The sequence below is a fragment of the Streptomyces sp. SPB074 genome (assembly GCF_000154905.1).
GTDB lineage: Bacteria > Actinomycetota > Actinomycetes > Streptomycetales > Streptomycetaceae > Streptomyces.
Genome location: NZ_GG770539.1, coordinates 2,741,910 through 2,764,953 on the forward strand (window position 1 = coordinate 2,741,910; position 23,044 = coordinate 2,764,953).

Genomic DNA, 23,044 nt, shown 5'->3' on the forward strand with positions numbered 1-23,044 from the left:
GCCGTGAGCGCGGCCCCGTCCCCGTATCCCGTATGTCCGTCCCGCGGTGCGGACGCCTTCACGTGCCGTCAGGCGGCGTCAGACGCCGACGGGCTGCTTCGTGTCCTCGGCGGCCTGCTCCGCCGGGGCGGCGAAGGGCTCCTCGTCCAGGGGCGAGGCGTGCGCGTGGTCGAAGGCGACGCGGTCGAGGATCTTCTCGCGGGCGGCGACGATGATCGGCACGACGGACTGGCCGGCGACGTTGGTCGCGGTGCGCATCATGTCAAGGATCGGGTCGATCGCGAGGAGGAGGCCGACGCCCTCCATCGGGAGGCCGAGGGTGGAGAGGGTCAGCGTGAGCATGACCGTCGCGCCCGTGAGCCCGGCGGTCGCGGCGGAGCCGATGACCGAGACGAAGGCGATGAGCAGGTAGTCGCCGACACCGAGGTGGATGTCGAAGATCTGCGCGACGAAGATCGCGGCGATCGACGGGTAGATGGCGGCGCAGCCGTCCATCTTCGTCGTCGCGCCGAAGGGCACCGCGAAGCTCGCGTACTCCTTCGGGACGCCGAGACGCTCGGTGACGCGCTGCGTCACGGGCATCGTGCCGACCGAGGAGCGCGAGACGAAGGCGAGCTGGATCGCCGGCCAGGCGCCCTTGAAGAACTGGAGCGGGTTGACCTTCGCGACGGTCGACAGGAGCAGCGGGTAGACGCCGAAGAGCACGAGCGCGCAGCCCACGTAGACGTCGGCGGTGAAGGTCGCGTACTTGCTGATGAGGTCCCAGCCGTACGAGTTGATCGCGTTGCCGATGAGGCCGACCGTGCCGAGCGGGGCGAGGCGGATGACCCACCACAGCGCCTTCTGGAGCAGTTCGAGCACCGACTCGCTGAGCGTGAGGATCGGCTGCGCCTTCTCGCCGATCTTGAGGATCGCGATACCGACCACGACCGCCATGAAGACGATCTGGAGGACCTGGAGCTGCGAGAACGGCGTGATGATGTCGGTCGGGACGATCCCGGTGAGGAAGTCGATCCACGAGCCGGTGTGCTGCGGCTTCTCGCCGTCCGCCGGGGTCAGGTCCGTACCCGAACCCGGGTTCGTGACGAGGCCGATGACGAGGCCGATGGCCACCGCGATGAGCGAGGTGATCATGAACCACAGCAGGGTGCGGACCGCGAGGCGGGCCGCGTTGTTGACCTTGCGCAGGTTGGTGATCGACACCAGGATCGCGAAGAAGACGAGCGGCGCGACGGCCAGCTTCAGGAGCTGGACGAAGATCCCGCCGATCTTCTGCAGCGTGGTGCCGAGCCAGGAGATGTCCTGGCCCCGGGCGAGCCAGCCGAGCAGGGCGCCGAGGACGAGACCGCCGAGGATCTGCGCCCAGAACGGGACCTCGGGAAGACGGGGGCGGGCGGACTGCGGGCGGTCGCTCTGCGCGGCGGCAGACCGATCACCCGTAGGTATGTTCGCGGACACGGACACACTCCGGTGAGGCGTGGGTGAAAGGAGGGGACGGGGGCGGTACGGGAGGAGGTGCTCAGCCGCGCGTGCGCACGGCCTCGCTCAGCCGCGCCGACAGGCCGCGCTGACCCGGCGACAGAGATCGACATGCAGCCGCGCCACGGGCAGCGGGCTGCTCCTGGGGTGGCGGGGTGTCGTCGCGCTGGTCATGTCCAGCACGTTAACACCAGCGCTTTGAGGCAATCAAAGCCCTTCTTTGGGGCAAGCCTGGAGAACGGCGCGTTCCCGGGGGTACGGGGGCGGGAACACGCGTACGCCCGGCGCGGGCGCGCGGGGGCGCCGACATGCGAAATCGCCGCACCCCGGCGGGATACGGCGATGGCGTAAGGGAGTTGAGGGAGCGTCAGGCGGGCGAACGCCGATTGGCGTGAACCGGTTCCCGGGGCGCGGGTGATTCGCGTCACGCGAGGGGGCGACCGGGTCCGGTTCGCCGTCTTCGCGGGCGTTCCGGGGGCTTTCGGAGTGGGCGGGCTCCGCGTCAGACGGTGCGCGCGCCGCCGCTGCCCGAGGTACCCGAGGTGCCCGAGGGCTCGGTGACCGCGCGGGCCGCGTCGTCGGCCGCGTCCTCCGACTCCTGGTTCGCCTGGAGGTTCGCCTTGGCGCGGTCGACGCGCTCCACGATCTTGCGCGAGGCGTCGTCGCGCACCCCGCGCAGCAGGACGAAGCTGAGCGGCGCGGAGAGGAGGAGTGCGAGGAGGATGACCCAGAGGTAGTTGGAGTCACCGAGCCCCTTCGGCAGGGCACCGCTGTAGACGAGGGCCCAGACGACCACGAAGCAGCCGGCGAAGACGCCGAAACGCATCAAGGTGTAGCGGAGCATGTCATCTCACTCTTCCGTCGCGAAGGGGCCCAGGCGGGGGCAGGACGCAACCCCCAGTCAAGCACGCGGCCCCGCCCCGGCGGTCAAGGGGGTGGTGGCGCGCCCGTCGGCTCAGGTCAGCGGGAGGAGCATGAAGATGTCGTCGCGGTCGTCGCCCGGGGCGACCCTGATGGCATCGGGAATCCGCCCGACCTCCTTGTATCCGCAGCGCTCGTAGAAGCCTTCGAGACCCTGTCCGCCGCGGCAGGTGAGCCGGATCGCCTCGATCCCGCCGAGCGAGCGCGCGGCGTCCGCGGCGGCGGCCATGAGCGCCCGGCCCTCGCCCTGCCCCTGGAGACCGGGATCGACCATGACGGTGTACAGCCACAACCAGTGGCGCATGAGGCGGTGCGCGTTGAGCGTGAGGAAGGCGGTGGCCCGCACGACCCCTTCCTCGTCCTTGCCGACGAGCAGCCGGCTGCCGCCCTCGGTCATGGTCACGAGCTGCTTGACGAGCTGCGGCCGGATCTCCTCGGGAGTCACCGGCGGCACGAACCCGACGGCCCCCCCGGCATTGGTGACCCGGGCCCACAACTCCAGGATCTCGTCACGAAGCTTCGAGTCAACAGCGGGATCAAGCACGAAGGCAAGGGACATCCCCCCATGCTAACCCTTACGCGGGGCCTCCCCCCGAGCACTCAAATCCCACCGGCACCAACACCCAGCCGCACCCCAACCCCACGGGCACCAAAATCCAGCCCCACCCCAACTCCACCGGCACCACCATCCAGCCCCTCCGGCGTTTGAGGAGCGGGGCCCGGGGCGGAGCCCCGAACCGGGGCCGCGGGGCGGAGCCCCGCACGGGGGCGAGGGGCGCAGCCCCGCCCCCTCCCGCCCCTCACACCCGCATGGCCTGCGGCTCGTCCCGCCGCCCCCGCTCCGGCCCCTCGTACTCCTTGAGGATCTCGTACCGCGTGTTCCGCTCCACCGGCCGGAAACCGGCGTCGCGGATGAGGTCGAGCAGGTCCTCGCGGGTCAGCTTGTTCGGTGTGCCGAAGTCGTCGGCGTCGTGCGTGATCTTGTACTCCACGACGGAGCCGTCCATGTCGTCGGCGCCGAACTGGAGGGCGAGCTGCGCGGTCTGGAGGCCGTGCATGACCCAGAAGACCTTGACGTGCGGCACGTTGTCGAAGAGGAGGCGCGAGACGGCGAAGGTCTTGAGGGCCTCGGCGCCGGAGGCCATCGTCGTGCGGGCCTGGAGCCGGTTGCGGACCTTGCCGTCCTTCATGTCCACGAAGTCGTGCTGGTAGCGCAGCGGGATGAAGACCTGGAAACCGCCGGTCTCGTCCTGGAGTTCCCGCAGCCGCAGCACGTGATCGACGCGGTGCCGGGGCTCCTCGATGTGCCCGTAGAGCATCGTCGCCGGGGTCTTGAGGCCCTTCTCGTGCGCGAGCCGGTGGATGCGGGACCAGTCCTCCCAGTGGGTGGCGTGGTCCACGATGTGCTGCCGGACCTCCCAGTCGAAGATCTCGGCGCCGCCACCGGTGAGCGATTCGAGACCGGCGTCGATCAGTTCGTCGAGGATCTCGGAAGCGGGCAGCCCGGAGATGGTCTCGAAGTGGTGGATCTCGGTCGCCGTGAACGCCTTGAGCGCGACGTTCGCCGGGAGCGCCTTCTTGAGCTCGCTCAGCGAACGGGGGTAGTAGCGCCAGGGCAGCGTGGGGTGCAGGCCGTTGACGATGTGCAGCTCGGTGAGCCCGTCGCCCTCCATCGCCTTGGCGAGCCGGACCGCCTCCTCGATGCGCATCGTGTACGCGTCCTTCTCGCCGGGCTTGCGCTGGAAGGAGCAGTACGCGCAGGAGGCGGTGCACACGTTCGTCATGTTGAGGTGGCGGTTGACGTTGAAGTGCGTCACGTCGCCGTTCTTCGCGGTCCGCACCTCGTGCGCCAGGCCGCCGAGCCAGGCGAGGTCGTCCGAGGCGTACAGGGCGATGCCGTCCTCACGGGTCAGCCGCTCACCGGCGCGCACCTTCTGCTCCAGCTCGCGCTTCAGTCCCGCGTCCATGCGGCAACCTCCCGAATGTCGTCTTCCGTGCCCTGCCACGCTACCCCGCGCCCGCCGTTCCCCCACGGGCACCCGCTCACTCCTCCTCGGGCAGCTCCCCCACCCGGTTCTCCCACTTCGTGGAGAGCACGACGGTGGTACGGGTGCGCGAGACGCCCTTCGTCCCGGACAGCCGCCGGATCGTGCGCTCCAGCCCGTCCACGTCACCCGCGCGGACCTTGAGCATGAACGAGTCGTCGCCCGCGATGAACCAGCAGTCCTCGATCTCGTGCAGGTCGCGCAGCCGCTGGGCGACGTCCTCGTGATCGGCCGCGTCGCTGAGCGAGATGCCGATGAGCGCGACGACGCCGAGGCCGAGCGCGGCGGAGTCGACGGTGGCGCGGTAGCCGGTGATCACACCGGCGGCCTCCAGGCGGTTGATGCGGTCCGTGACACTCGGCCCGGAGAGCCCGACGAGCCGGCCGAGCTCGGCGTAGGAGGCCCGTCCGTTCTCCCGCAGAGCCTGGATGAGCTTCCTGTCCACGGCGTCCATATCCCCGATACCTTTCATTATTCGCGTCCCGGCGAGCTTATACATAAAGAATCGAAGGCCCTCACAGCAAGTTTCCTGCGAAATGCGCGTGGCGTGGGGGCGCGGGTGAGGCTTTTACGGCGGTACGGGCGCGGGCGCCCGCGCGGGCGCCGCCCGTACGGCCCGCGCCGCTACCCCTCCCGTACGGCCCGCGCCTCGCCCAGTTCGCCGCGCCACCTGCGGTAGAGCCCGTGCTCCACGCCCACCGCGTCGAGCACGCGCCCCGCGACGAAGTCCACGGCGTCCTGGAGGCGCGTGGCACCGGCGTAGAAGGCGGGGGAGGCGGGGAGGACGACGGCGCCCGCCTCGTCCAGGGCGAGGAGGTGTTGCAGCGTGGGGCGGCTCAGGGGTGTCTCGCGCAGGGCGACGACGAGGGGGCGGCGCTCCTTGAGCATGACGCTCGCGGTGCGCTGGAGCAGGTCCTTGGAGAGGCCGAGCGCGATACCGGCCGCGCTGGCGGTCGAGGCGGGCACGACGAGCATCCCCTTGGCGGGGTACGAACCCGAGCTGGGCCCGGCCCCGAGATCGCCCGCCGCCCAGTGCCGTACGGCGTCCAGCGGCGGCGCGGGGAAGGCCCCCGGCCCGCCGTCCGCGCCGCGCGCGAGCCAGGCGCCGAGATCCTCGCGCCAGTGCGCGTCGCGGAAGGAGATCCCGGTCTCGTCCAGCAGCGTGAGCCGCGCCGCCCGGCTCACCACGAGGTCCACGCTCTCCCCCGCGTCGAGCAGGGCGCGCAGCACGGCGGCGGCATAGGGCGTACCGGAGGCACCGGAGACACCGACGACCCACGGACGGCGCGGGGAAGCGGAGGGGTTGGCAGGGCGGTCCGGCTGGGCATACTCCACGGCGTCGAGCCTAATGGGTGGGGGTGGGGGAGGTTCGCGAGGTACGGGCAGGGGGCGGGCGTGGCCCGGCCGGTCCCTGCCCCGGCCCCGGCCCCGGCGGGCAACCGGACGGCCTCACGACAACACGCCCGGGATGTCGTTTTTCTGAGAAAGTGCGCAGGCGGCGGAACCGGGGGCGGCGCCCGGGCGTTCGGACAGTGGACAGGGGGAGGACTTCATGACGGCAAGCACCACTCCGGCCCGCACCGGCGCCGCTCGCGGGGGCCGCGTCAAGACGGCGGCCCTGCTCGCGGGCGGCTGGCTCGCGCTCCTGTGGCTGCTGGAGTTCTACGACCAGTCGAACGGCAACGTCCTCGACACCTACGGCATCAGCCCCCGTGACGTCTCCGAACTGCGCGACCTGATCCCGGCGGCCTTCCTCCACTTCGGGTACGACCACCTGGCGGCGAACAGCGTCCCGCTCTTCGTGCTCGCCTTCCTGACCGCCCTCTCGGGCGCGGGCCGCCTCGTCGCCGTCTCGGCGGTCGTGATCATCGTGAGCGGTGCGGGCGTCTGGCTCCTCGCCCCGCCGCACTCCGTCACGGCCGGCGCCTCGGGCGTCGTCTTCGGCCTCTTCGGCTATCTGCTGGTCCGGGGCTTCGTCGACCGCCGCGTCGTGGACGTCGTCCTCGGCCTGATCGTCGCCGCCGTGTACGGCTCGATCCTGTGGGGCGCCCTGCCCAACCAGTCCGGCGTCTCCTGGCAGGCGCACCTCTTCGGCCTCATCGGCGGCGTCCTCGCGGCCTTCGCCTTCCGTACGCCCCGCGCGGTCACGTAACAGCGCCCCGCGTCGGCGGCGTACCGGTCCCGTCCGCGCGGCCTCAGACCGTCAGCCCCCGCACCGCCAGGTCCGCCAGCGCGCACACGAACAGGGCGATCCCGATGAAGCCGTTGACCGAGAAGAAGGCGCGGTTCAGGCGGCTCAGGTCGTGCGGGCGCACGAGGGTGTGCTCGTAGACGAAGGCGACCGCGACGATCAGGAGGCCGGCCCAGAACAGGACGCCCGCGCCGGTGAGCAGGCCGAACCAGAGGAGGAGGCCCGTCGTCACCACGGCCGAGGCGCGCGCGCCCCACAGGGCCGCCGGGATGCCGAAGCGCGCCGGGACGGACTTCACGCCGTGCGCGCGGTCGGCCGCGACGTCCTGGCAGGCGAAGATCAGGTCGAAGCCGCCGATCCACACACCGACCGCGATGCCGAGCACGACCGCGTGCCACGACCACTCGCCCGTGATGGCGACCCACGCGCCGATCGGCCCGATCGCCTGCGCGAGGCCGAGGATCGCGTGCGGGAAGTTCGTGAACCGCTTCCCGTACGGATAGACGACCATCGGGATCACCGCGAGCGGCGAGAGCGCGAGGCACAGCGGGTTGAGGAGCGCCGCCGCGCCGAAGTAGAAGGCGAGCGCGACGATCGCGCCGGTCCACGCGGAGCGGACGGAGACCGCGCCCGTGACGAGTTCGCGGCCCGCCGTGCGGGGGTTGCGCGCGTCGATCTCGCGGTCGATGATCCGGTTCGCCGCCATCGCGAAGGTCCGCATCCCGACCATCGCGACGGTCACGAGGAGCAGATCGCCCCAGTGGATGTTCTCGTCCACCTGGTACATCGCGGTGAGAGCCGCGATGTACGCGAAGGGCAGCGCGAAGACCGAGTGCTCGATCATGACGAGCCGCAGGAACGCCGAGACGCCCCCGCGCGACCGCGGCGGCCCGGCCGCCGCTCCCCCGCCCACCGTGGCCTCGCTGCTCACAGCCCGTACTCCTTCCACCGCTTCGTGACCCGCTCGGCGACCTCCGGGTCGGAGGTGATCATCTCCGGCCAGCCGCCGTCCCGCGTGTAGCCCTCCTCGGGCCATTTGCGCGTCGCGTCGATCCCGGCCTTGCCGCCCCAGAACTGCTGGTACGAGGCGTGGTCCAGGTGGTCGACGGGACCCTCTACGACGGTGAGGTCGCGGGCGTAGTCCGTGTTCCCGAAGGCGCGCCAGGCCACCTCGTGGAGGTCGTGGACGTCGCAGTCGGAGTCCACCACGACGATGAGCTTGGTCAGCGACATCATGTGGGCACCCCACACCGCGTGCATGACCTTCTGTGCGTGCTTCGGGTACTTCTTGTCGATGGAAACGATCGCACAGTTGTGGAATCCGCCCGCCTCCGGCAGGTGGTAGTCCACGATGTCCGGGACGATGACCTTGAGGAGCGGCAGGAAGAAGCGCTCGGTGGCGCGTCCGAGCGGGCCGTCCTCGGTCGGCGGGCGTCCGACGACGACGGACTGGAGCAGGGGCCGCTTCCGCATCGTGACGGTGTCGATCGTGAGCGCGGGGAAGGGCTCCTGCGGGGTGTAGAAACCGGTGTGGTCGCCGAAGGGGCCCTCCGGGAGCGTCTTGCCCGGTTCCAGCCAGCCTTCGAGGACGACCTCCGCGCGCGCCGGGACCTGGAGCGGGACGCTCACGCAGTCCACCATGTCGACCCGCTTGCCCTGCACGAATCCGGCGAGCAGGTACTCGTCCATGCCCCCGGGCAGCGGCGCCGTCGCCGCGTACGTCACGGCCGGCGGGCAGCCGAACGCGATGGCGACGGGCAGCCGTTCGCCCCGGCGCGCGGCGACCTGGTAGTGGTTGCGGCTGTCCTTGTGGATCTGCCAGTGCATCCCGATCGTGCGGGCGTCGTGGCGCTGGAGCCGGTAGAGGCCGAGGTTGCGCACCCCGGACTCGGGGTCCTTGGTGTGGGTGAGGCCCAGGTTGAAGAAGGAGCCGCCGTCCTCGGGCCAGGTGAAGAGCGCCGGCAGCGCGTCGAGGTCCACGTCCTCCCCCCGCAGGACGACCTCCTGCACGGGCGCGTCCTTCACCTTGCGCGGCGGTACGTGCGCCATCGCGCCGAGCTTGCCGAAGGCGTCCCGCACGCCCGTGAACCCCTGCGGCAGCTCGGGCTTGAGGAGACCGCCGATCATCCCGGAGATGTCCTCGTACGAGCGCAGGCCGAGGGCCTTGAGGAGGCGGCGGTCGGTGCCGTAGACATTCATCGCCAGGGGCATCGAGGAGCCCTTGACGTTCTCGAAGAGGAGGGCCGGGCCGCCTGCCTTGTTGACCCGGTCGACGATCTCACCGACCTCCAGGTGGGGGTCCACTTCGGCTTTGATGCGCGTGAGGTCGCCGTCGCGCTCCAGTGCGCGCAGCAGCGAGCGGAGATCGTCGTAAGCCATGCCGACCAGTATCCGGCACCCGTTAACCTGAGCCGGTAACGGGGCCCGGACGGGGCTCACGCCGCGAAGCGGGCGGGCGCCACGAGGAGCGCCGCCGCGTCGCACCGCACGACCGCCGCGACCCGCGAAGGAGAGCGACATGCTCCGGGTGCTCCTGATCCTGCTGCCGCTGGCGCTGTGCGTCTTCGCCTTCATCGACTGCGTGACGACGGCCGAGGAGGACGTGCGCTGGCTGCCGAAGCCGCTGTGGGCGATCCTCATCCTCCTCTTCCAGATCGTCGGGCCGGTGTGCTGGCTGATCATCGGGCGGGAGCGGGGGTACGCGGCCGGGGCGGCCTCGCGCGCGGGCGGCGCGGGCGGCTGGGTCGCCCCCGACGACAACCCGGAGTTCCTGAACTCGCTGCGCAAGGAGGAACGGCCGTCCCGGGAGGACCCCGGGGAAGACCGACCGATCTCCTCCGAGGACGGGGCGGACATCCCCGCGCCCGCCGGGAGCGAGGACGACGCGGCCCGCCTCCGCGCCTGGGAGGACGACCTCCGCCGCAGGGAGGACGAGCTCAAGCGCCGGGACGCGGACGAGGACAAGGGGAACGGGAAGGGCTGAGAACGAAGCGGGCCGAGCGCGACGCAGGCTGAGCGCGGCGCATGGGGACGCACCCCGGCGAGCACCGCCCCCGCCGCCACCTTCGTCCCCGCGCCCGCCGCCCCCTGGACGGCGCCATGGCGCGGCGTCGTCCTCAGGGAGGTGTGGCGGCGGCGCCGCGCCCCCGGCACGGTCGTCGCGCGCCGTCTCGCCGATCCCCGCCATACGAACGCAGCCGAGCTGAGCGCCCTGCTCGCGGGCGTCGCCGTCTCGGTTCCGCTCTCCTCGAACCAGGAGATGTACGTGGGCCCGCTGCCTTCGCACTGGCCGGGCCTCGGCGACCTCACCTGCCCCGTCGGCTTCGCGGTGAGCGCTCTGCTCTACGCGCTGCCGGCCCGTCCCCCGAAGGAGTCCTGATGCCCACGACGCTGACGACCGAACAGGCCCGGGAGTGGCTGCGCCCCGCGCTCGCGGGCCCGCCAGGGTCTCGCCGAGGGCGGTGTCCCCATCGGCGCGGCCCTCTATGGCGCGGACGGCACCCTCCTCGGCCGCGGCCACAACCGCCGCGTCCAGGACGCCGACCCGTCCTCGCACGGCGAGACGGACGCCTTCCGCAAGGCGGGCCGCCAGCGCACCTACCGGGGCACCACGATGGTGACGACCCTCTCGCCGTGCTGGTACTGCTCCGGCCTGATCAACCAGTTCGGCAGCACCCGCGTCGTGATCGGGGAGTCCACGACGTTCAAGGGCGGCGAGGACTGGCTGGAGGAACAGGGCGTCGAGATCATCCGCCTGACGAACCCGGAGTGCGTCGGCCTGATGACGGAGTTCAGCGAGCGCTACCCGGACGCGTGGAACGAGGACATCGGGCAGGAGTGAGGCAGGACGGGGCGGCCCGGCCCGCCCCACCCGCTCGCCGGGCCGGTGAGGCGGGCGCTCAGCGGCGCGGCCGGTGCCCCGGCTCCTGCCTCGGGAGCCTCTGGCGCGACGTCCCCGGCAGCGTCGGCTTCGGCAGCGTCTTCACCTCGTGCCGGGCCTCCTCCAGTTGCTCGGCGGTGTCCTCGGGCAGGTGCGGGGGGCGGTGGGCCGGGGAGCGGAAGCCGAAGGCGGAGGTGAGGTCGCCGAAGGTGCGGCGGCGCCACTGGCTGATGTTCGGCTCGCGCACGCCCGTCACGCGCTCCAGGAACTGGAGCACCGAGGTGTGGTCGAACGCCTCGCCCGCCGCGTACCCCCCGGCGGTCCACGGCGACACGATGACGCACGGCACCCGGAACCCGCCCCCGACGGGCAGGCCCTGCACGAACTCGTCGGGCGTTCCCGGGCGCGGCGTGGGCGGCACGACGTGGTCGAACAGCCCGTCGTTCTCGTCGTAGTTGAGGATGAAAGCCGTCTTGCGCCACAACTCCGGGTTGGAGGCGATGGCCTCGATCTTCGAGGCGACGTAGTCGGCGCCCGCGGCGGGGAGGTAGTCGGGGTGCTCGGACTGCTCGCTGGTGCAGATGATCCAGGAGACGGTGGGGAGTTTGCCGGCGCGCGCGTCGGCCTCGAAGGTGCCGGTGGGCTGCGGGCGGACGCCCTTCTCGTACAGGGGGTCGCCGGGCTTCGCGTCACGGAAGTTCGCGAAGTTCTCCAGCATGTTGCAGCCGTAGTCGTCGTCCTCCTGGTACACCTTCCAGCTCACCCCGGCCGCCTCCAGGCGCTCGGCGTACGTGGTCCAGGTGTAACCCCCGGCGGGCGCGGTGTTGTCGAGGATCGGGCCGCCGTGCTCGCCGTTCGGGTCGAGCGTTCCCGTCATCCAGTACATGCGGTTGGGCCAGGTGGGCCCGAACACGGAACAGAAGTAGTTGTCGCAGACGGTGAACGCCTCGGCCAGGGCGAACTGGAAGGGGATGTCCTCGCGGGTGTAGTACCCCATGACGTAGGGGCCGTTCGCGCCGTCAGCCTTGCGGTGCGCGGGCAGCCAGTTGTCCATCCTCCCGTTGTTCCACGCCTCGTGCTGCACGGACCAGGCGTGGCTCGTGGAGGGGATGGCCTGGGCGCTCGTGGCGTGCGTGTCGAGGTGGAACGGGAGCGTGTAGCCGTCGGGGTGGGCGGCGTCCGGCTGGTAGAAGACGGACCTGCCCGTCGAAAGCCGTTGCGCGCGCGGGTCGTTGAAGCCCCGTACGCCGCGCATGGTCCCGAAGTAGTGGTCGAAGCTGCGGTTCTCCTGCATGAGCATCACGACGTGCTCGACGTCGTCGAGCGAGCCTCCGTGCGGCGGTCCGGCCGCCACCGCCTCCCGCACGCTCGGCGGCAGCAGGCTCAGCGCGGCGGTGGCGCCGACGACGGTCCCGGCCGAACCGAGGAGTCTGCGACGGGTCATTTCGGCCATGAGGAATCCGCTTCCCTTGCGGTGGGGGGCAGTCGGGGGCTGGATGAGCCACGCCCACTGAACCCGGGGCCGGGGAAAGGGGATCAGGGCGATCGCATGAACGCTGCGGCAAGCAATCGCAAAGCAACCAAAAGCAAGCAAAGAGTGAGGGGCGCCGAATTCCCGCGCACGGGTAACGCGAGGGGCTGACGGGAAAGCCCGTTCGCCTCGTGCGGGGCGCGAGGCGAACGGGCTGGTGTCCGCGCGGGCGGCGGACCGGACCGGACGGGGGCTTTCGCCTCCGGCGGGTTCACACCCCCGCGTACGAGTGCTTTCCCGTCACGAAGATGTTGACGCCGTAGTAGTTGAAGAGCCAGCAGGCGAAGGCGAGGAGGGCGAGGTAGGCGGCCTTGCGGCCCTTCCAGCCGGCTGTCGCGCGGGCGTGGAGGTACATCGCGTAGGCGACCCAGGTGATGAAGGACCAGGTCTCCTTCGGGTCCCAGCCCCAGTAGCGGCCCCAGGCGTCGCCCGCCCAGATCGCGCCCGCGATGATCGTGAACGTCCACAGCGGGAAGATCGCCGCGTTGATGCGGTACGAGAACTTGTCGAGCGAGGAGGCCGCGGGCAGCCGCGACAGGACCGACTGCGCGAACTTGCCGGGCGTGCCGCCCGCCGCGATCTTCGCCTCGTAGTGGTCGCGGAACAGGTAGAGGATCGTCGCCACGGCCGCGACGTAGAACGCCGCGCCGCAGAAGATCGCCGTCGAGACGTGGATCCACAGCCAGTACGAGTGCAGCGCGGGCACGAGCTGGTCACTCGCCGTGTAGAGGACCGTCGTCGCGAGGCCGAGGTCGAGCAGCACCGTGAGGGTCAGCGGCAGCGTCAGCCAGCGCACGTTCTTCTTCGCGAGCATGAGCCCGAGGAACACCGCCACGGCCACGGCCGAGAAGGTGATCGAGAACTCGTACATGTTGCCCCACGGCGCGCGCCGCACCGAGAGCGCGCGGGTGAGGACGCCGCCCGCGTGGATGAGGAAAGCGAGCACGATGAACGAGACCGAGATCCGGCCCCAGACGTCGCCCTTCTCGCTGCCGCCCGCCGCGCCGGGCCCGTCCGGTACGTCGCGGCTGCCGGACGCGGCGCGCGTGACGACCTCGGGGCGTTCCAGGACGGCGGTGCTGCCGCCCTTGCGGACCGCGACGGCGGGCGCGTCGGCACGCGCGGCCGCGGCACCCGCCGCCTGCGCGGTCCTGCCGACCTTGCTGCGGCTGCCGAAGATCCACTCCAGGATGCTCGCGAAGAACGCGAGCAGGTAGACGGCCATGGCCGAGTAGATGAGGACGTTACTGGTGTGCGCCAGGGTCTCGTTGGTTCCGGCGGCGAGATTCACTTCTGCGCCCCTTCGGCGTCGGCGGGAGAATCGGTACCGGTCTCGTCACGGTGCGAGGGGTGCGACGGGGCGGGATCGGCCGGGGTATCGGGGGACGGGGACGGTGCGGGGTCCCGCGGGTGCTGCTGACCGGGTACGGGGGCCGCCCCGGCGGACGGCTCGGACGCGTCACCCGCCGCCCCGGCGGACGGCGCGGGCTCGTCCCGCAGCGGCTCCGCCGTGACCGGCGCCTTCGTGTGCACCGTGTCCACGAGCGCCGCCAGCTCCTCCGGCACCTTCGCCGACTCGCTGCGCCCGAGACCGGCGAATTCCACGACGGTCACGCCGTCCGGTCCCGTCGTGGCGCGCGCCCACACGCGGCGGCGCTGGATGAAGAGCGAGGCCGCCAGGCCCAGGATCGCCGCGACGGCGCCGCCGAGGGCGAGCCCGCCGCCCGGCTGGTGCGAGATCTGGAAGCTCGCCCACTCCTTGACGTCCTTCTCGAAGGTCACCGAGCCCGCCCCGCCCGGCAGCTTCATCGTCTCGCCGGGCAGCAGCAGCTTCGCGAACTTCGCTCCGTCCGCGTCCTTGAACTGCTTCATCTTCGCGGTGTCGAGCTGGTACACGTTCTGCGGGACGCCGCCGTCGATGCCGAGGTCTCCGTGCCAGGCGTTGAGCGCGAGCACCGGGTAGTCCAGGCCGGGGAACGAGGACGTCATCGTCGTCCGGTCCAGCGTCGGCAGGAAGCGCGCCTCGAAGCCGAGCTGCTCCCGCTCGCCGCGGGCGTTCGCGTAGCCGTCGGCGACCTTCACGACGCCGGTCGCCGTGCCCATGCCGTCCTGCGGCAGCATCGGCACCGCGCGCTTGTAGACGACCTTGCCCTTGCCGTCGCGCACGGTGAACTGCGGCGCGTAGCCGTGCCCGTTGAGGAAGACCTTCGTGCCGTCCACGACGAGCGGGTGGTTCGGCTCGATCGCCTTGTGCCGCTCCGCCCCGTCCGCGCCGTCCTGGTACGCGACGTCCGCGCGGTAGACGCGGGGCGTGCCGCGCTGCGGGCCGGCCTTCTCGTACGTACCGGTGAACGCGTCCAGCGTGAAGCTGAACCGGGCCAGGTCGTCGTCCGTGAAGAGGCTGCCGCTCTTGAAGTCGTCGTACTGCGTCTTCGTGTTCGAGAAGCCGTCGCCCTCGACGACGAGCTTGCCGCCCTCGTACTTGAGGAGCGAGCCGGAGGCGAAGGCGACGAGCATGACGATCAGCGCGACGTGGAAGATCAGGTTCCCCGCCTCGCGCAGGTAGCCCTTCTCCGCCGTGACCACCGCGCCGTCGCCGGTCGCGTACGTGTCGGTGCGGAAGCGGCGCCGCCGCAGCGCGCCGCGCGCCCACCCCGCCACCTCCTCCGGGCTCGCCTCCGTGCGCCAGGTCGCGTACGCGGGCAGCCGGTCGAGGCGGCGCGGGGCGCGGGGCGGACGGCCCCGGAGCTGGCCCACGAACTGCCAGGTGCGCGGCACGATGCAGCCGATGAGCGAGACGAACAGCAGGATGTAGATCGCGGAGAACCACACCGAGCTGTAGACGTGGAAGAGACCGAGTTTGTCGTAGACCTGCGCGAGCGTGTCGTGGGTCTGCCGGAACTCGGCGACCTTGAGTTCGTCGGTGCCCTGCTGCGGGATGAGCGAGCCGGGCACGGCGCCGAGCGAGAGCAGGAAGAGCAGGATCAGCGCGACGCGCATCGAGGTGAGCTGGCGCCACATCCACCGCACCCACCCGGTGACCTCGCGGCCGAGCCACGCCACGTACCCCGTGAGGCCGGGCTTCCGCATCCCGCCGAAGGAACCGGGCACGGCGTGTTCGACGGGGGCGGTGGAGAGCTGGGCGCCGGCTGCCTCAAGGCCGTCGTCGGCCTGGGGGGCGGTGTCGGTGTCGGGGGGGGTGGTGCTCATGAGTGCAGGTTCCCTCAGATCCCTGTGTTGAAGGTCGAGACCCAGCCCTGCATGTGCTGCATCCAGGAGTCCCAGACGCCGGTGACCATGAGGAGACCGGTCACGATCATCATCGTGCCGCCGATCCGCAGGACCCACTGGTAGTGGCGCTTGACCCAGGAGAAGGCGCCCAGGGCCTTGCGGAAGACGAGCGCGGCGACGACGAAGGGGACGCCGAGGCCGAGGCAGTAGGCGGTGGTGACGAGGGCGCCGCGTCCGGCGGTCCCGTCCTGGAGCGAGAGCGTGATGGCGGAGGTGAGTGTCGGGCCGACGCAGGGCGTCCAGCCGACGCCGAAGGCGGCCCCGAGGAGCGGCGCGCTCACCAGGCCGGCGGCCGGCCGGGTGTGGAAGCGGAACTCGCGCTGGGACATCCACGGCATGAGTCCCATGAAGAAGAACCCGAGCAGGATCATCAGGACCCCGGACAGGTGCGAGATCAGCGACCTGTGGGCCTGGAGGTTCTGCCCGAAGAAGCCGAAGAGGGCGCCCGTCGAGATGAACACGGCGCTGAAACCGAGCACGAAGAGCGAGGCGCCCGTGAACATCCGGCCGCGCTTCTGCTCGGCCATGTCCACACCGCTGATGCCGGTGACGTACGAGAGGTAGCCGGGAACGAGCGGCAGGACGCAGGGCGAGAAGAAGGAGACGAGACCGCCGAGGACCGCGACGGGCAGCGCGAGCAGCAGCGCTCCGCTGAACACCGTCTCGTTCTGTTCCACGAAGGCCAGCGTGTGCAGCGTCGCCGGGTCCACCGCCGCGAGGGCACCCGCGCTCATCACTTCTCCGCAAGCAGGGGGTCGATCATCTTCCGCATCTTCGTGTAGTTGAGCGGCGTCAGGGCGCGGGCCGCGATCCGGCCCTCGCGGTCGATGACGAGCGTGGACGGGATCGCCTGGGGGTTGAGGCTGCCCTTGGGGAAACGGAGCATCAGCTTCCCGCTCGGGTCGTAGAAGCTCGGGTACTCCACACCGAAGCGCTTCTCGAAGGCCCGCGCGGGGCTGCGGTCGGGGTCGCGGGTGTTGATGCCGACGAACTCGACGCCGTCGGCCTTCGACTCCTTGGCGACCTTCGCGAGGTAGGGGGCCTCCTCGCGGCACGGGGCGCACCAGGAGCCCCACACGTTGACGACGACGATCTTGCCCTTGTAGCCGGCGAGGTCGAGTGCCTTGCCCTCCAGGGACGTGCCGGTGAGCGCGGGGGCGTCCTTGCGGTCGGCGGTCCTGACGGTCGCGATGCCGCCCTTCCCGGCGACGAATCCCGTACCGCCGGAGCCGCCCGAGCTGCCGGAGCCGCAGGCCGACAGGAGCAGCGCCGCGACCGTCGCCCCGGCGGCGCCCGTCGCGAGGGTGCGCGAACGGCGGCGGGACGAACGGTGCGGGGCCTGGTCGGCCCGGGCGGAACGAGCGCTCATGTGAAAAGTTTCGCATGTCGCCCCCCGGGATCTTCGACACCCCCCTCGGCGGGGGAAAACCGCACGTCAGGAGGTTTAGACGGAGTGCCGGAAGGGTCGCTGTCGGGGGGCTTTGCACGGGCTGTGGGGCGCCGCGCGAGGCGGCGGCACGGCCGTGCGGGATGGCGCCGCGGCCGCGCGGGGCGGTGCGGCGCCCCGGGGGCGTCAGGCCCCGAACGCCTTGCCCTGCGGCTGTCCGCCGCCCGTCTTCGCGGGGCGCGCGCCCGCCCGCAGGTGCGCCGGGACGAGGTCGAGCGCCGGTTCCGAGTAGCCGACCGAGACGAGGCGGTCGCCCCGGTAGGTGAGCGTCGTGAGCGAGGCGAGGGTGCACTGCCGCTTGCGCGGGTCGTGCCACAGGCGGCGGCGCTCCAGGTAGCTGCGGAGAATCCAGATGGGGAGCTGGTGGCTCACGCACACGGCCTCGTGCCCGCGCGCCCGGTCGCGCGCGGCCTCGACGGCGGCGACCATCCGGACCGCCTGGTCGACGTAGGGCTCGCCCCAGGACGGCTTGAAGGGGTTGACGAGGTACTTCCAGTTGTCCGGGTTCTTGAGGGCGCCGTCGCCGACGCCGAAGGTCTTGCCCTCGAAGATGTTCGCGGCCTCGATGAGGCGGCGGTCGGTCGCGAGGTCGAGGCCGTGGCTCTTGGCGAGCGGTGTCGCCGTCTCCTGGGCGCGCTCCAGGGGCGAGGCGACGGCGTACGTGATGTCGCGCGGCGCGAGGTGCTCGGCGACGCGTTCGGCCATCGCGCGGCCGAGCGCCGAGAGGTGGTAGCCGGGCTGGCGCCCGTAGAGCACGCCTTCGGGGTTCTCCACCTCGCCGTGCCGCAGGACGTGGACGACGGTCAGCTCCGCGTCGTCGCCGTTGTTGTTCACCGAAGCCACGAGGGCCCGCCTTCCGCTGGTGCCGTTTCCGCTGCCGTACGCATGGTCCTCACGCATTCTCGGGGGTGGCCCGCGCGGCGGCGCGGGCGGCCCCGGGGAGCGCGGCGGCGATGCGGTCGAGGGCGCGGTCGTCGTGGGCGGTGGAGACGAACCAGCACTCGAAGGCGGAGGGCGGCAGGTAGACGCCCTGGGCGAGCATCGCGTGGAAGAACGCGGTGTAGCGGAAGGCGTCCTGGCGCTTGGCGCCGTCGAAGTCCCGTACCGGCGTGGCGGTGAAGAAGACGGAGAACATGTTCGACGCGCTCTGCACCTGGTGCGCGACGCCCTCCTTGTCCAGCGCCTCGGTGACGAGGGCCTGGAGGCGCAGCGAGGTGGCGTCGATCCGCTCGTAGGCGGCGGCGTCGAGGAGGCGGAGCTGGGCGAGCCCGGCGGCGGTGGCGACCGGGTTCCCGGAGAGCGTCCCGGCCTGGTAGACGGGGCCGACGGGGGCGAGGTGGGCCATGACGTCGGCGCGCCCGCCGAAGGCGGCGGCGGGGAAGCCGCCGCCCATGACCTTGCCGAAGGTCATGAGGTCGGGCACGACGCCCTCGACGCCGTACCAGCCCGCGCGGCTCGTGCGGAAGCCGGTCATGACCTCGTCGGAGACGAACAGCGCGCCGTTCGCCTCGCACAGCTCCTTGAGGCCCGCGTTGAAGCCGGGGGCGGGCGGGACGATGCCCATGTTGCCGGGGGACGCCTCGGTGATGACGCAGGCGATCTCGCCGGGGTGCGCGGCGAAGGCGGCGCGGACGGCTTCGAGGTCGTTGTACGGCAGGACGAGGGTGTCGCCGGTCTGGGCGCCGGTGACGCCGGGGGTGTCGGGGAGGCCGAAGGTGACGAGGCCGGAACCGGCGGCGGCGAGGAGAGCGTCCACGTGACCGTGGTAGCAGCCGGCGAACTTCACGACCTTGGCGCGGCCCGTGAAGCCGCGCGCGAGGCGGATCGCGGACATCGTCGCCTCGGTGCCGGAGGAGACGAGCCGCACCTGCTCGGCGGGGGCGACCCGGGCGGTGATCGCCTCGGCGAGCGCGACCTCGCCCTCGACGGGGGTCCCGAAGGAGGTGCCGCGCGCGACGGCGGCCTGCACGGCCTCGACCACCTCGGGGTGGGCGTGGCCGAGGATCATCGGCCCCCAGGAGCAGACGAGGTCGACGTAGTCGCGGCCGTCGGCGTCGGTGAGCCAGGCGCCCTGCCCGGAGACCATGAAGCGGGGCGTGCCGCCGACGGCGCCGAAGGCCCGGACCGGCGAGTTGACCCCGCCCGGGATGACCTGGAGCGCGCGGTCGAAGAGGCGCTGCGAGACGGGGGCTTCGTAGGGGTGGGGCTGGGTCACGGCGGTCTCTCAGGGGCTCGGCGGCGGACGGGGGCGGCTGTTCCGCGGGCCGGGGGCTCGCGCGGGCCCGGCTTCGGGACGGTCCCCGCGCGCGTCTGCGAAACTGGGGCCCGTACGGAGCAGCTCACTCCCGCCATGGTGTCAGAGCCGCGTGCGATCTCCCGACCAGGGACCGGCGGCGACCGTGGCGCGGCGGGGCCCGAGGGGTGCCGCGTGAGGGGTTCCGGCTGATCCGGCGGGGCACGTTTCGGCGGGCTGGCGCGGGGGAGGTCAACGACACGATGATCGGGTTGTACGGCGAAGCCGTGCGACGCTGAGGGCAGTCGGGTGGACATATGCAACGCGGTGGCGGACTGGGCGAGGGGACCGGTGACCTCGGTCCTCGGCGTGCCAGGCGGGGACGGCACCGGCGCGACGACACGGAGGAGCGCCGCGAAGTGCCCACAGGGGGGAGCGGGCGCATGGGGGTGACCTACAAGTACTTCGGCGCCCCCGACGGCGCGACGGCGGCGCGGGTCCCGGTCTCGATGCGGCCCGAGGAGCTGGGCGGCGACGAGCTGGGCATGAACGGGATGTTCACGAAGATCAAGCCGGAGACGATGGCGGCGATGGTCCTCACCGGCATCCAGGGCATACCCCTGTACCGGGTGCCGCCGCTCGAACTCGTCGTCCTCCACCCCGACTACGCCGTGGTCAAGCTCCCCATGACGGCGGTCGACCCGCTGCGCGGCATCGGCGAGGAGTCGGTCGGCGCCGCCGCCTTCATCTGGTCCACGGTCCCCGACCGCGGCGGCCCCCGCGACGCCTTCGACATCTACCGGCTGCTCCACGAGTGGCAGGACTTCAGCCAGCGCCTCCACGAGGCGGGCCACCAGCCGTACTGCCTGGTGTGGCCGTGACGGCGGGGGCGGTACGGGGCGGGGCGCCCGTACCGCCGGGGCGCGAGGCGGGCGGTGCGCCCCCGGGAACGCCGCGCGCTCCCGGGCCGGTGTTCAGCGCACGTACCGCCTGAGGTCCTCGGTGGCGAGGTCGATGCCGAGGCCCGGCAGGGAGAAGCCGGCGCCGAAGGGGTACGAGTGGATCGTGCGGTACTTGCCGCCCTCCGGCTCGCTGTGCACGACCGACTCGCAGGAATCGCGGTCGATGAGGAGGTACAGCGGGATTCCCGCCTCGGCGTAGGCGGCGGGTTTCTCCGTGCGGTCCCGGCGATCGGTGTCACCGTCGTGCGAGGTGACCTCGACGACCATGAGGGCCCCGTCCGGCTCGGCCCACTCCCCGTGGCCGGCGAAATGGCCCACGGGAGCCAGAGTGCCGTCGGGGCGCGCTCGTCCGCCGCGGTAGCTCTCGACACGCAATCCTCGCTCGACAAAGAGGTCGAGCTCCGGACGCGCCTGGATGCAGCGTCTCAGCAGCCACATCACAATGACGTCGTGATCGCCGTCCGGCACCGCCTTCACCCCGATTTTTCCGCCCAGGAACTCCAGAGTGACCGTCTCCGGCGCGTGCGCCGCCAGCTCCTCGAAGTCCTCGGTGCTCATCTGCGGGCGGTGATCAACAGCTGTCGCCATGTGCCGCCTCCCCTCAAGTCCCGGTGTGGGATTCAAGGGTAGCGGCCCGGCACTGTCGAAGGGGTCGCTCACGCCACCCCGCTCGGCGGGTCCTGCGGGGTGGAGAGCGGGGTCTGCGGGGTGGAGGTGAGGGGCTGGGAGTCCGCCGTCGGGGGCAGGGGATGGGCCTCCTCGGCCGGGGGGCGGTGGTTGTCGGCCGCCTCGGCCATCGAGACCGTCAGGAGGATGACCGCGTCGTTGACCGCGCGCAGGCCGTGGAAGGTGCGCGGCACGAGGAGGATCTCGCCCATGTCCACGACCGCTTCGGCGAGGGTGTCGGACTCCGGGCGGGTGATCCGCACGCGGCCCTTGAGGACCTGGAGGGTCGCCTCGTCGGGGCCCTCGTGGTCAAAGAGGTCGGTGCCCGCGCACAGGGCGATGACCGTCTGGCGCAGGGCGTGGCCCGTACCGCCCTGGAGGGTGCGCGCCGCGCGTTTCGAGGGGGACGCCATCGCTTCGAGGTGCAGCTCGTTCGCTACGGTGTCGAGCGAGATCGGTTCCATCAGCTCCATGGGTCCAGCCTGACCCCGCGCGGCCCGGCCCGCACGGCGAGAGCGCCGTGCGGGCCCCCCGGCTACTCCTCGCCGCGCAGCGCGGCGAGCTGCTGCGCGAAGGGCACGACCTCCTCGAAGGCGTCCCTGGGCGGCCCCGGGCGGCTGCCCGTGCCGCAGGTCAGGGCGGCCAGCTCGCCCGCCGCCCTGGCCACCCGGGCGGCGAGCGGGCCCTCCGCCGCGCCCTCGCCGCCCCAGTCCTCCGAGGCCGCGTAGACGCCGGTGGGGACGACGACCGCGCGCAGGTAGGCGAAGAGGGGGCGCAGGGCGTGTTCGAGGGCGAGGGAGTGGCGCGCGGAGCCGCCCGTCGCCGCGATCAGGACCGGTTTGCCGGTCAGGGCGTCCTGGTCGAGCACGTCGAAGAAGGACTTGAACAGGCCGCTGTACGAGGCGGAGAAGATCGGCGTGACGACGATCAGCCCGTCCGCGCGCGTGACGTGTTCCAGGGCCTCTTCGAGCTTCGGCGGCGGGAAGCCCGTCACGAAGGTGTTCGCGATGTCCTTGGCGTGATCGCGCAGTTCTATGGTCTCGGTCTGGACCGGCCCGTCCGGGTCCTTTTCCGCGACGGCCGCGCGGACCGCCTCGGCGAGGCGGTCGGCGAGCAGCCGGGTGGACGAGGGGACGCTGAGGCCCGCTGAGACGACGACGAGTTTCATCAGGCGTTCGCTCCTTCCGGGCTCCGGGCCGCGGCCACCCGCGCGGCGTGGGTCGGCGCGTCCGGCACCTCGGCCGGGCGGCCCTTGGCGAACTCCTCGCGCAGCACGGGGACGACCTCCTCGCCGAGGATGTCGAGCTGTTCGAGGACGGTCTTGAGCGGGAGCCCGGCGTGGTCCATGAGGAAGAGCTGCCGCTGGTAGTCGCCGATCTCGTCGCGGAAGGAGAGCGTGCGCTCGATGACCTGCTGCGGCGAGCCGACGGTGAGCGGGGTCTGCGCGGTGAACTCCTCCATCGTGGGGCCGTGCCCGTAGACGGGCGCGTTGTCGAAGTACGGGCGGAACTCGCGCACCGCGTCCTGCGAGTTCTTCCGCATGAACACCTGCCCGCCGAGCCCGACGATCGCCTGCGCCTCGGTGCCGTGGCCGTAGTGCGCGTACCGGTCGCGGTACAGACGCACCATGCGCTTGGTGTGGGACATGGGCCAGAAGATGTTGTTGTGGAAGAAGCCGTCGCCGTAGTACGCGGCCTCCTCGGCGATCTCCGGCGAGCGGATCGAGCCGTGCCACACGAAGGGCGCGACGCCGTCGAGCGGGCGCGGGGTCGAGGTGAAGGATTCGAGCGGGGTGCGGAACTTGCCCGCCCAGTTCACGACGTCCTCGTGCCACAGCTTGTGCAGCAGCGCGTAGTTCTCGATCGCGAGCGGGATGCCCTCGCGGATGTCCTTGCCGAACCACGGGTAGACCGGGCCGGTGTTGCCGCGCCCCAGCATGAGGTCCATGCGGCCGTCCGCGAGGTGCTGGAGCATCGCGAAGTCCTCGGCGATCTTCACCGGGTCGTTGGTGGTGATGAGCGTCGTGGAGGTGGAGAGGACGAGGTGCTCCGTCTTCGCGGCGAGGTAGCCGAGCATCGTCGTCGGCGAGGACGGCACGAAGGGCGGGTTGTGGTGCTCGCCGGTCGCGAAGACGTCGAGCCCGACCTCCTCCGCCTTCTCGGCGATGGCGACCATCGCCTTGATCCGCTCCGCCTCGCCCGGCGTACGGCCGGTGGTGGGGTCGGTGGTGACGTCACCGACGCTGAAGATGCCGAACTGCATGGCCATGGCTCTCGTCCGCCTCTCGACTACCCGCTTAGTTTACGATTCAACTATACGGTGCGTCCGCGACAACAGGGAGGGGCGGGGGCTTATTCCGGCCTCGCGCGGGCCCCGGCTCCCCCTTCCCCTTCCCCTT

The 23,044-nt window shown here is 71.6% G+C and carries 23 protein-coding genes and 1 pseudogene; 5 read left to right on the forward strand and 19 right to left on the reverse strand.

What is annotated here, in order from left to right; genetic code table 11:
• Nucleotides 1-78: 78 nt before the first annotated feature.
• The 6 genes from SSBG_RS11230 to SSBG_RS11255 all read right to left on the reverse strand — a co-directional run bounded on the left by SSBG_RS11230 (nt 79) and on the right by SSBG_RS11255 (nt 5,780).
• Complete coding sequence (locus SSBG_RS11230) at nt 79-1,458, reverse strand: dicarboxylate/amino acid:cation symporter (RefSeq protein WP_008746268.1); 1,380 nt, start codon at nt 1,456-1,458, stop codon at nt 79-81.
• A 523-nt stretch (nt 1,459-1,981) separates the two neighbouring features.
• Nucleotides 1,982-2,323: a DUF4229 domain-containing protein gene (locus SSBG_RS11235; protein WP_008746269.1), complete on the reverse strand. Its 342-nt coding sequence runs from the start codon at nt 2,321-2,323 to the stop codon at nt 1,982-1,984.
• Nucleotides 2,324-2,434: 111 nt separating this feature from the next.
• Nucleotides 2,435-2,959: a GNAT family N-acetyltransferase gene (locus SSBG_RS11240; RefSeq protein ID WP_008746270.1), complete on the reverse strand. Its 525-nt coding sequence runs from the start codon at nt 2,957-2,959 to the stop codon at nt 2,435-2,437.
• Nucleotides 2,960-3,200: 241 nt separating this feature from the next.
• Nucleotides 3,201-4,367 carry an aminofutalosine synthase MqnE gene (mqnE, locus tag SSBG_RS11245; RefSeq protein ID WP_008746272.1) on the reverse strand — a complete coding sequence of 389 codons (1,167 nt, stop codon included), beginning with the start codon at nt 4,365-4,367 and terminating at the stop codon, nt 3,201-3,203.
• Nucleotides 4,368-4,443: 76 nt separating this feature from the next.
• Complete coding sequence (locus SSBG_RS11250) at nt 4,444-4,899, reverse strand: Lrp/AsnC family transcriptional regulator (protein WP_008746273.1); 456 nt, start codon at nt 4,897-4,899, stop codon at nt 4,444-4,446.
• Nucleotides 4,900-5,069: 170 nt separating this feature from the next.
• Nucleotides 5,070-5,780, reverse strand: coding sequence for a UbiX family flavin prenyltransferase (locus SSBG_RS11255; RefSeq protein ID WP_008746274.1), 711 nt, complete (start codon nt 5,778-5,780; stop codon nt 5,070-5,072).
• Between the two features lie 217 nt (nt 5,781-5,997).
• Here SSBG_RS11255 and SSBG_RS11260 point away from each other — a divergent pair, with 217 nt between their 5' ends.
• Nucleotides 5,998-6,597, forward strand: coding sequence for a rhomboid family intramembrane serine protease (locus SSBG_RS11260; RefSeq protein WP_008746275.1), 600 nt, complete (start codon nt 5,998-6,000; stop codon nt 6,595-6,597).
• 43 nt (nt 6,598-6,640) lie between these two features.
• Here the strand turns inward: SSBG_RS11260 and mqnP are convergent, their stop codons facing one another.
• Both mqnP and SSBG_RS11270 read right to left on the reverse strand, forming a co-directional pair.
• The gene (mqnP, locus tag SSBG_RS11265) at nt 6,641-7,567 is read right to left on the reverse strand and encodes a menaquinone biosynthesis prenyltransferase MqnP (protein ID WP_008746276.1); all 927 of its coding nucleotides are present in this window, start codon (nt 7,565-7,567) and stop codon (nt 6,641-6,643) included.
• A complete protein-coding gene (locus tag SSBG_RS11270; protein WP_008746277.1) occupies nt 7,564-9,015 on the reverse strand; it encodes a menaquinone biosynthesis decarboxylase in 1,452 nt (483 codons plus the stop codon). The genes mqnP and SSBG_RS11270 overlap by 4 nt, the downstream gene beginning before the upstream one ends.
• Before the next feature lie 139 nt (nt 9,016-9,154).
• Here SSBG_RS11270 and SSBG_RS11275 point away from each other — a divergent pair, with 139 nt between their 5' ends.
• The 3 genes and pseudogenes from SSBG_RS11275 (at nt 9,155) to SSBG_RS11285 (ending at nt 10,477) form a co-directional block, all read left to right on the forward strand.
• Nucleotides 9,155-9,619 (forward strand): PLD nuclease N-terminal domain-containing protein, encoded by a 465-nt coding sequence (locus tag SSBG_RS11275; protein ID WP_037869484.1) that lies wholly within the window; start codon nt 9,155-9,157, stop codon nt 9,617-9,619.
• Between the two features lie 141 nt (nt 9,620-9,760).
• Nucleotides 9,761-10,015: a hypothetical protein gene (locus SSBG_RS11280; protein ID WP_037869486.1), complete on the forward strand. Its 255-nt coding sequence runs from the start codon at nt 9,761-9,763 to the stop codon at nt 10,013-10,015.
• A pseudogene (locus SSBG_RS11285) lies at nt 10,015-10,477 on the forward strand (nucleoside deaminase). The gene SSBG_RS11280 and the pseudogene SSBG_RS11285 overlap by 1 nt, the downstream one beginning before the upstream one ends.
• 58 nt (nt 10,478-10,535) lie before the next feature.
• Here the strand turns inward: SSBG_RS11285 and SSBG_RS11290 are convergent.
• The 7 genes from SSBG_RS11290 to hemL all read right to left on the reverse strand — a co-directional run bounded on the left by SSBG_RS11290 (nt 10,536) and on the right by hemL (nt 19,000).
• Nucleotides 10,536-11,969, reverse strand: a complete 1,434-nt coding sequence (locus SSBG_RS11290) for an alkaline phosphatase family protein (RefSeq protein WP_037869487.1) — start codon at nt 11,967-11,969, stop codon at nt 10,536-10,538.
• A gap of 289 nt (nt 11,970-12,258) precedes the next feature.
• Nucleotides 12,259-13,338 (reverse strand): c-type cytochrome biogenesis protein CcsB, encoded by a 1,080-nt coding sequence (gene ccsB, locus SSBG_RS11295; protein WP_008746280.1) that lies wholly within the window; start codon nt 13,336-13,338, stop codon nt 12,259-12,261.
• Nucleotides 13,335-15,257 carry a cytochrome c biogenesis protein ResB gene (locus tag SSBG_RS11300; RefSeq protein WP_008746281.1) on the reverse strand — a complete coding sequence of 641 codons (1,923 nt, stop codon included), beginning with the start codon at nt 15,255-15,257 and terminating at the stop codon, nt 13,335-13,337. Before SSBG_RS11300 ends, ccsB begins: the two co-directional genes overlap by 4 nt.
• A gap of 14 nt (nt 15,258-15,271) precedes the next feature.
• Nucleotides 15,272-16,072, reverse strand: coding sequence for a cytochrome c biogenesis CcdA family protein (locus SSBG_RS11305; protein ID WP_050776755.1), 801 nt, complete (start codon nt 16,070-16,072; stop codon nt 15,272-15,274).
• Nucleotides 16,072-16,707: a TlpA family protein disulfide reductase gene (locus SSBG_RS11310; RefSeq protein ID WP_008746283.1), complete on the reverse strand. Its 636-nt coding sequence runs from the start codon at nt 16,705-16,707 to the stop codon at nt 16,072-16,074. The genes SSBG_RS11305 and SSBG_RS11310 overlap by 1 nt, the downstream gene beginning before the upstream one ends.
• 204 nt (nt 16,708-16,911) lie before the next feature.
• Nucleotides 16,912-17,619 carry a histidine phosphatase family protein gene (locus SSBG_RS11315; protein ID WP_008746284.1) on the reverse strand — a complete coding sequence of 236 codons (708 nt, stop codon included), beginning with the start codon at nt 17,617-17,619 and terminating at the stop codon, nt 16,912-16,914.
• Nucleotides 17,620-17,677: 58 nt separating this feature from the next.
• The gene (gene hemL / locus SSBG_RS11320) at nt 17,678-19,000 is read right to left on the reverse strand and encodes a glutamate-1-semialdehyde 2,1-aminomutase (RefSeq protein WP_008746285.1); all 1,323 of its coding nucleotides are present in this window, start codon (nt 18,998-19,000) and stop codon (nt 17,678-17,680) included.
• A 335-nt stretch (nt 19,001-19,335) separates the two neighbouring features.
• Here hemL and SSBG_RS11325 point away from each other — a divergent pair, with 335 nt between their 5' ends.
• Complete coding sequence (locus SSBG_RS11325; protein WP_078491270.1) at nt 19,336-19,899, forward strand: hypothetical protein; 564 nt, start codon at nt 19,336-19,338, stop codon at nt 19,897-19,899.
• Nucleotides 19,900-19,992: 93 nt separating this feature from the next.
• On the opposite strand, the gene SSBG_RS11330 is transcribed toward SSBG_RS11325, so the two are convergent.
• From SSBG_RS11330 to SSBG_RS11345, 4 genes are all read right to left on the reverse strand, one after another.
• Nucleotides 19,993-20,568, reverse strand: coding sequence for a Uma2 family endonuclease (locus tag SSBG_RS11330; RefSeq protein ID WP_008746286.1), 576 nt, complete (start codon nt 20,566-20,568; stop codon nt 19,993-19,995).
• Between the two features lie 68 nt (nt 20,569-20,636).
• Nucleotides 20,637-21,119: a cupin gene (locus SSBG_RS11335; RefSeq protein ID WP_078491272.1), complete on the reverse strand. Its 483-nt coding sequence runs from the start codon at nt 21,117-21,119 to the stop codon at nt 20,637-20,639.
• Between the two features lie 62 nt (nt 21,120-21,181).
• Nucleotides 21,182-21,814 (reverse strand): FMN reductase, encoded by a 633-nt coding sequence (locus SSBG_RS11340; protein ID WP_037869488.1) that lies wholly within the window; start codon nt 21,812-21,814, stop codon nt 21,182-21,184.
• Nucleotides 21,814-22,908 (reverse strand): LLM class flavin-dependent oxidoreductase, encoded by a 1,095-nt coding sequence (locus SSBG_RS11345; RefSeq protein ID WP_037871342.1) that lies wholly within the window; start codon nt 22,906-22,908, stop codon nt 21,814-21,816. The genes SSBG_RS11340 and SSBG_RS11345 overlap by 1 nt, the downstream gene beginning before the upstream one ends.
• Between the last annotated feature and the right edge of the window lie 136 nt (nt 22,909-23,044).

What these genes read in the sequence shown, in the direction of transcription:
- SSBG_RS11270 (WP_008746277.1), bottom strand. Translation starts at nt 9,015, where the DNA reads ATGGCTTACGACGATCTCCGCTCGCTGCTGCGCGCACTGGAGCGCGAC.
- SSBG_RS11235 (WP_008746269.1), bottom strand. Translation starts at nt 2,323, where the DNA reads ATGCTCCGCTACACCTTGATGCGTTTCGGCGTCTTCGCCGGCTGCTTC.
- SSBG_RS11260 (WP_008746275.1), top strand. Translation starts at nt 5,998, where the DNA reads ATGACGGCAAGCACCACTCCGGCCCGCACCGGCGCCGCTCGCGGGGGC.
- SSBG_RS11310 (WP_008746283.1), bottom strand. Translation starts at nt 16,707, where the DNA reads ATGAGCGCTCGTTCCGCCCGGGCCGACCAGGCCCCGCACCGTTCGTCC.
- SSBG_RS11305 (WP_050776755.1), bottom strand. Translation starts at nt 16,072, where the DNA reads ATGAGCGCGGGTGCCCTCGCGGCGGTGGACCCGGCGACGCTGCACACG.
- SSBG_RS11345 (WP_037871342.1), bottom strand. Translation starts at nt 22,908, where the DNA reads ATGCAGTTCGGCATCTTCAGCGTCGGTGACGTCACCACCGACCCCACC.
- SSBG_RS11275 (WP_037869484.1), top strand. Translation starts at nt 9,155, where the DNA reads ATGCTCCGGGTGCTCCTGATCCTGCTGCCGCTGGCGCTGTGCGTCTTC.
- SSBG_RS11250 (WP_008746273.1), bottom strand. Translation starts at nt 4,899, where the DNA reads ATGGACGCCGTGGACAGGAAGCTCATCCAGGCTCTGCGGGAGAACGGA.
- SSBG_RS11340 (WP_037869488.1), bottom strand. Translation starts at nt 21,814, where the DNA reads ATGAAACTCGTCGTCGTCTCAGCGGGCCTCAGCGTCCCCTCGTCCACC.
- SSBG_RS11240 (WP_008746270.1), bottom strand. Translation starts at nt 2,959, where the DNA reads ATGTCCCTTGCCTTCGTGCTTGATCCCGCTGTTGACTCGAAGCTTCGT.
- SSBG_RS11335 (WP_078491272.1), bottom strand. Translation starts at nt 21,119, where the DNA reads ATGGAGCTGATGGAACCGATCTCGCTCGACACCGTAGCGAACGAGCTG.
- SSBG_RS11300 (WP_008746281.1), bottom strand. Translation starts at nt 15,257, where the DNA reads ATGAGCACCACCCCCCCCGACACCGACACCGCCCCCCAGGCCGACGAC.
- SSBG_RS11325 (WP_078491270.1), top strand. Translation starts at nt 19,336, where the DNA reads ATGCAACGCGGTGGCGGACTGGGCGAGGGGACCGGTGACCTCGGTCCT.
- SSBG_RS11290 (WP_037869487.1), bottom strand. Translation starts at nt 11,969, where the DNA reads ATGGCCGAAATGACCCGTCGCAGACTCCTCGGTTCGGCCGGGACCGTC.
- SSBG_RS11330 (WP_008746286.1), bottom strand. Translation starts at nt 20,568, where the DNA reads ATGGCGACAGCTGTTGATCACCGCCCGCAGATGAGCACCGAGGACTTC.
- mqnE (WP_008746272.1), bottom strand. Translation starts at nt 4,367, where the DNA reads ATGGACGCGGGACTGAAGCGCGAGCTGGAGCAGAAGGTGCGCGCCGGT.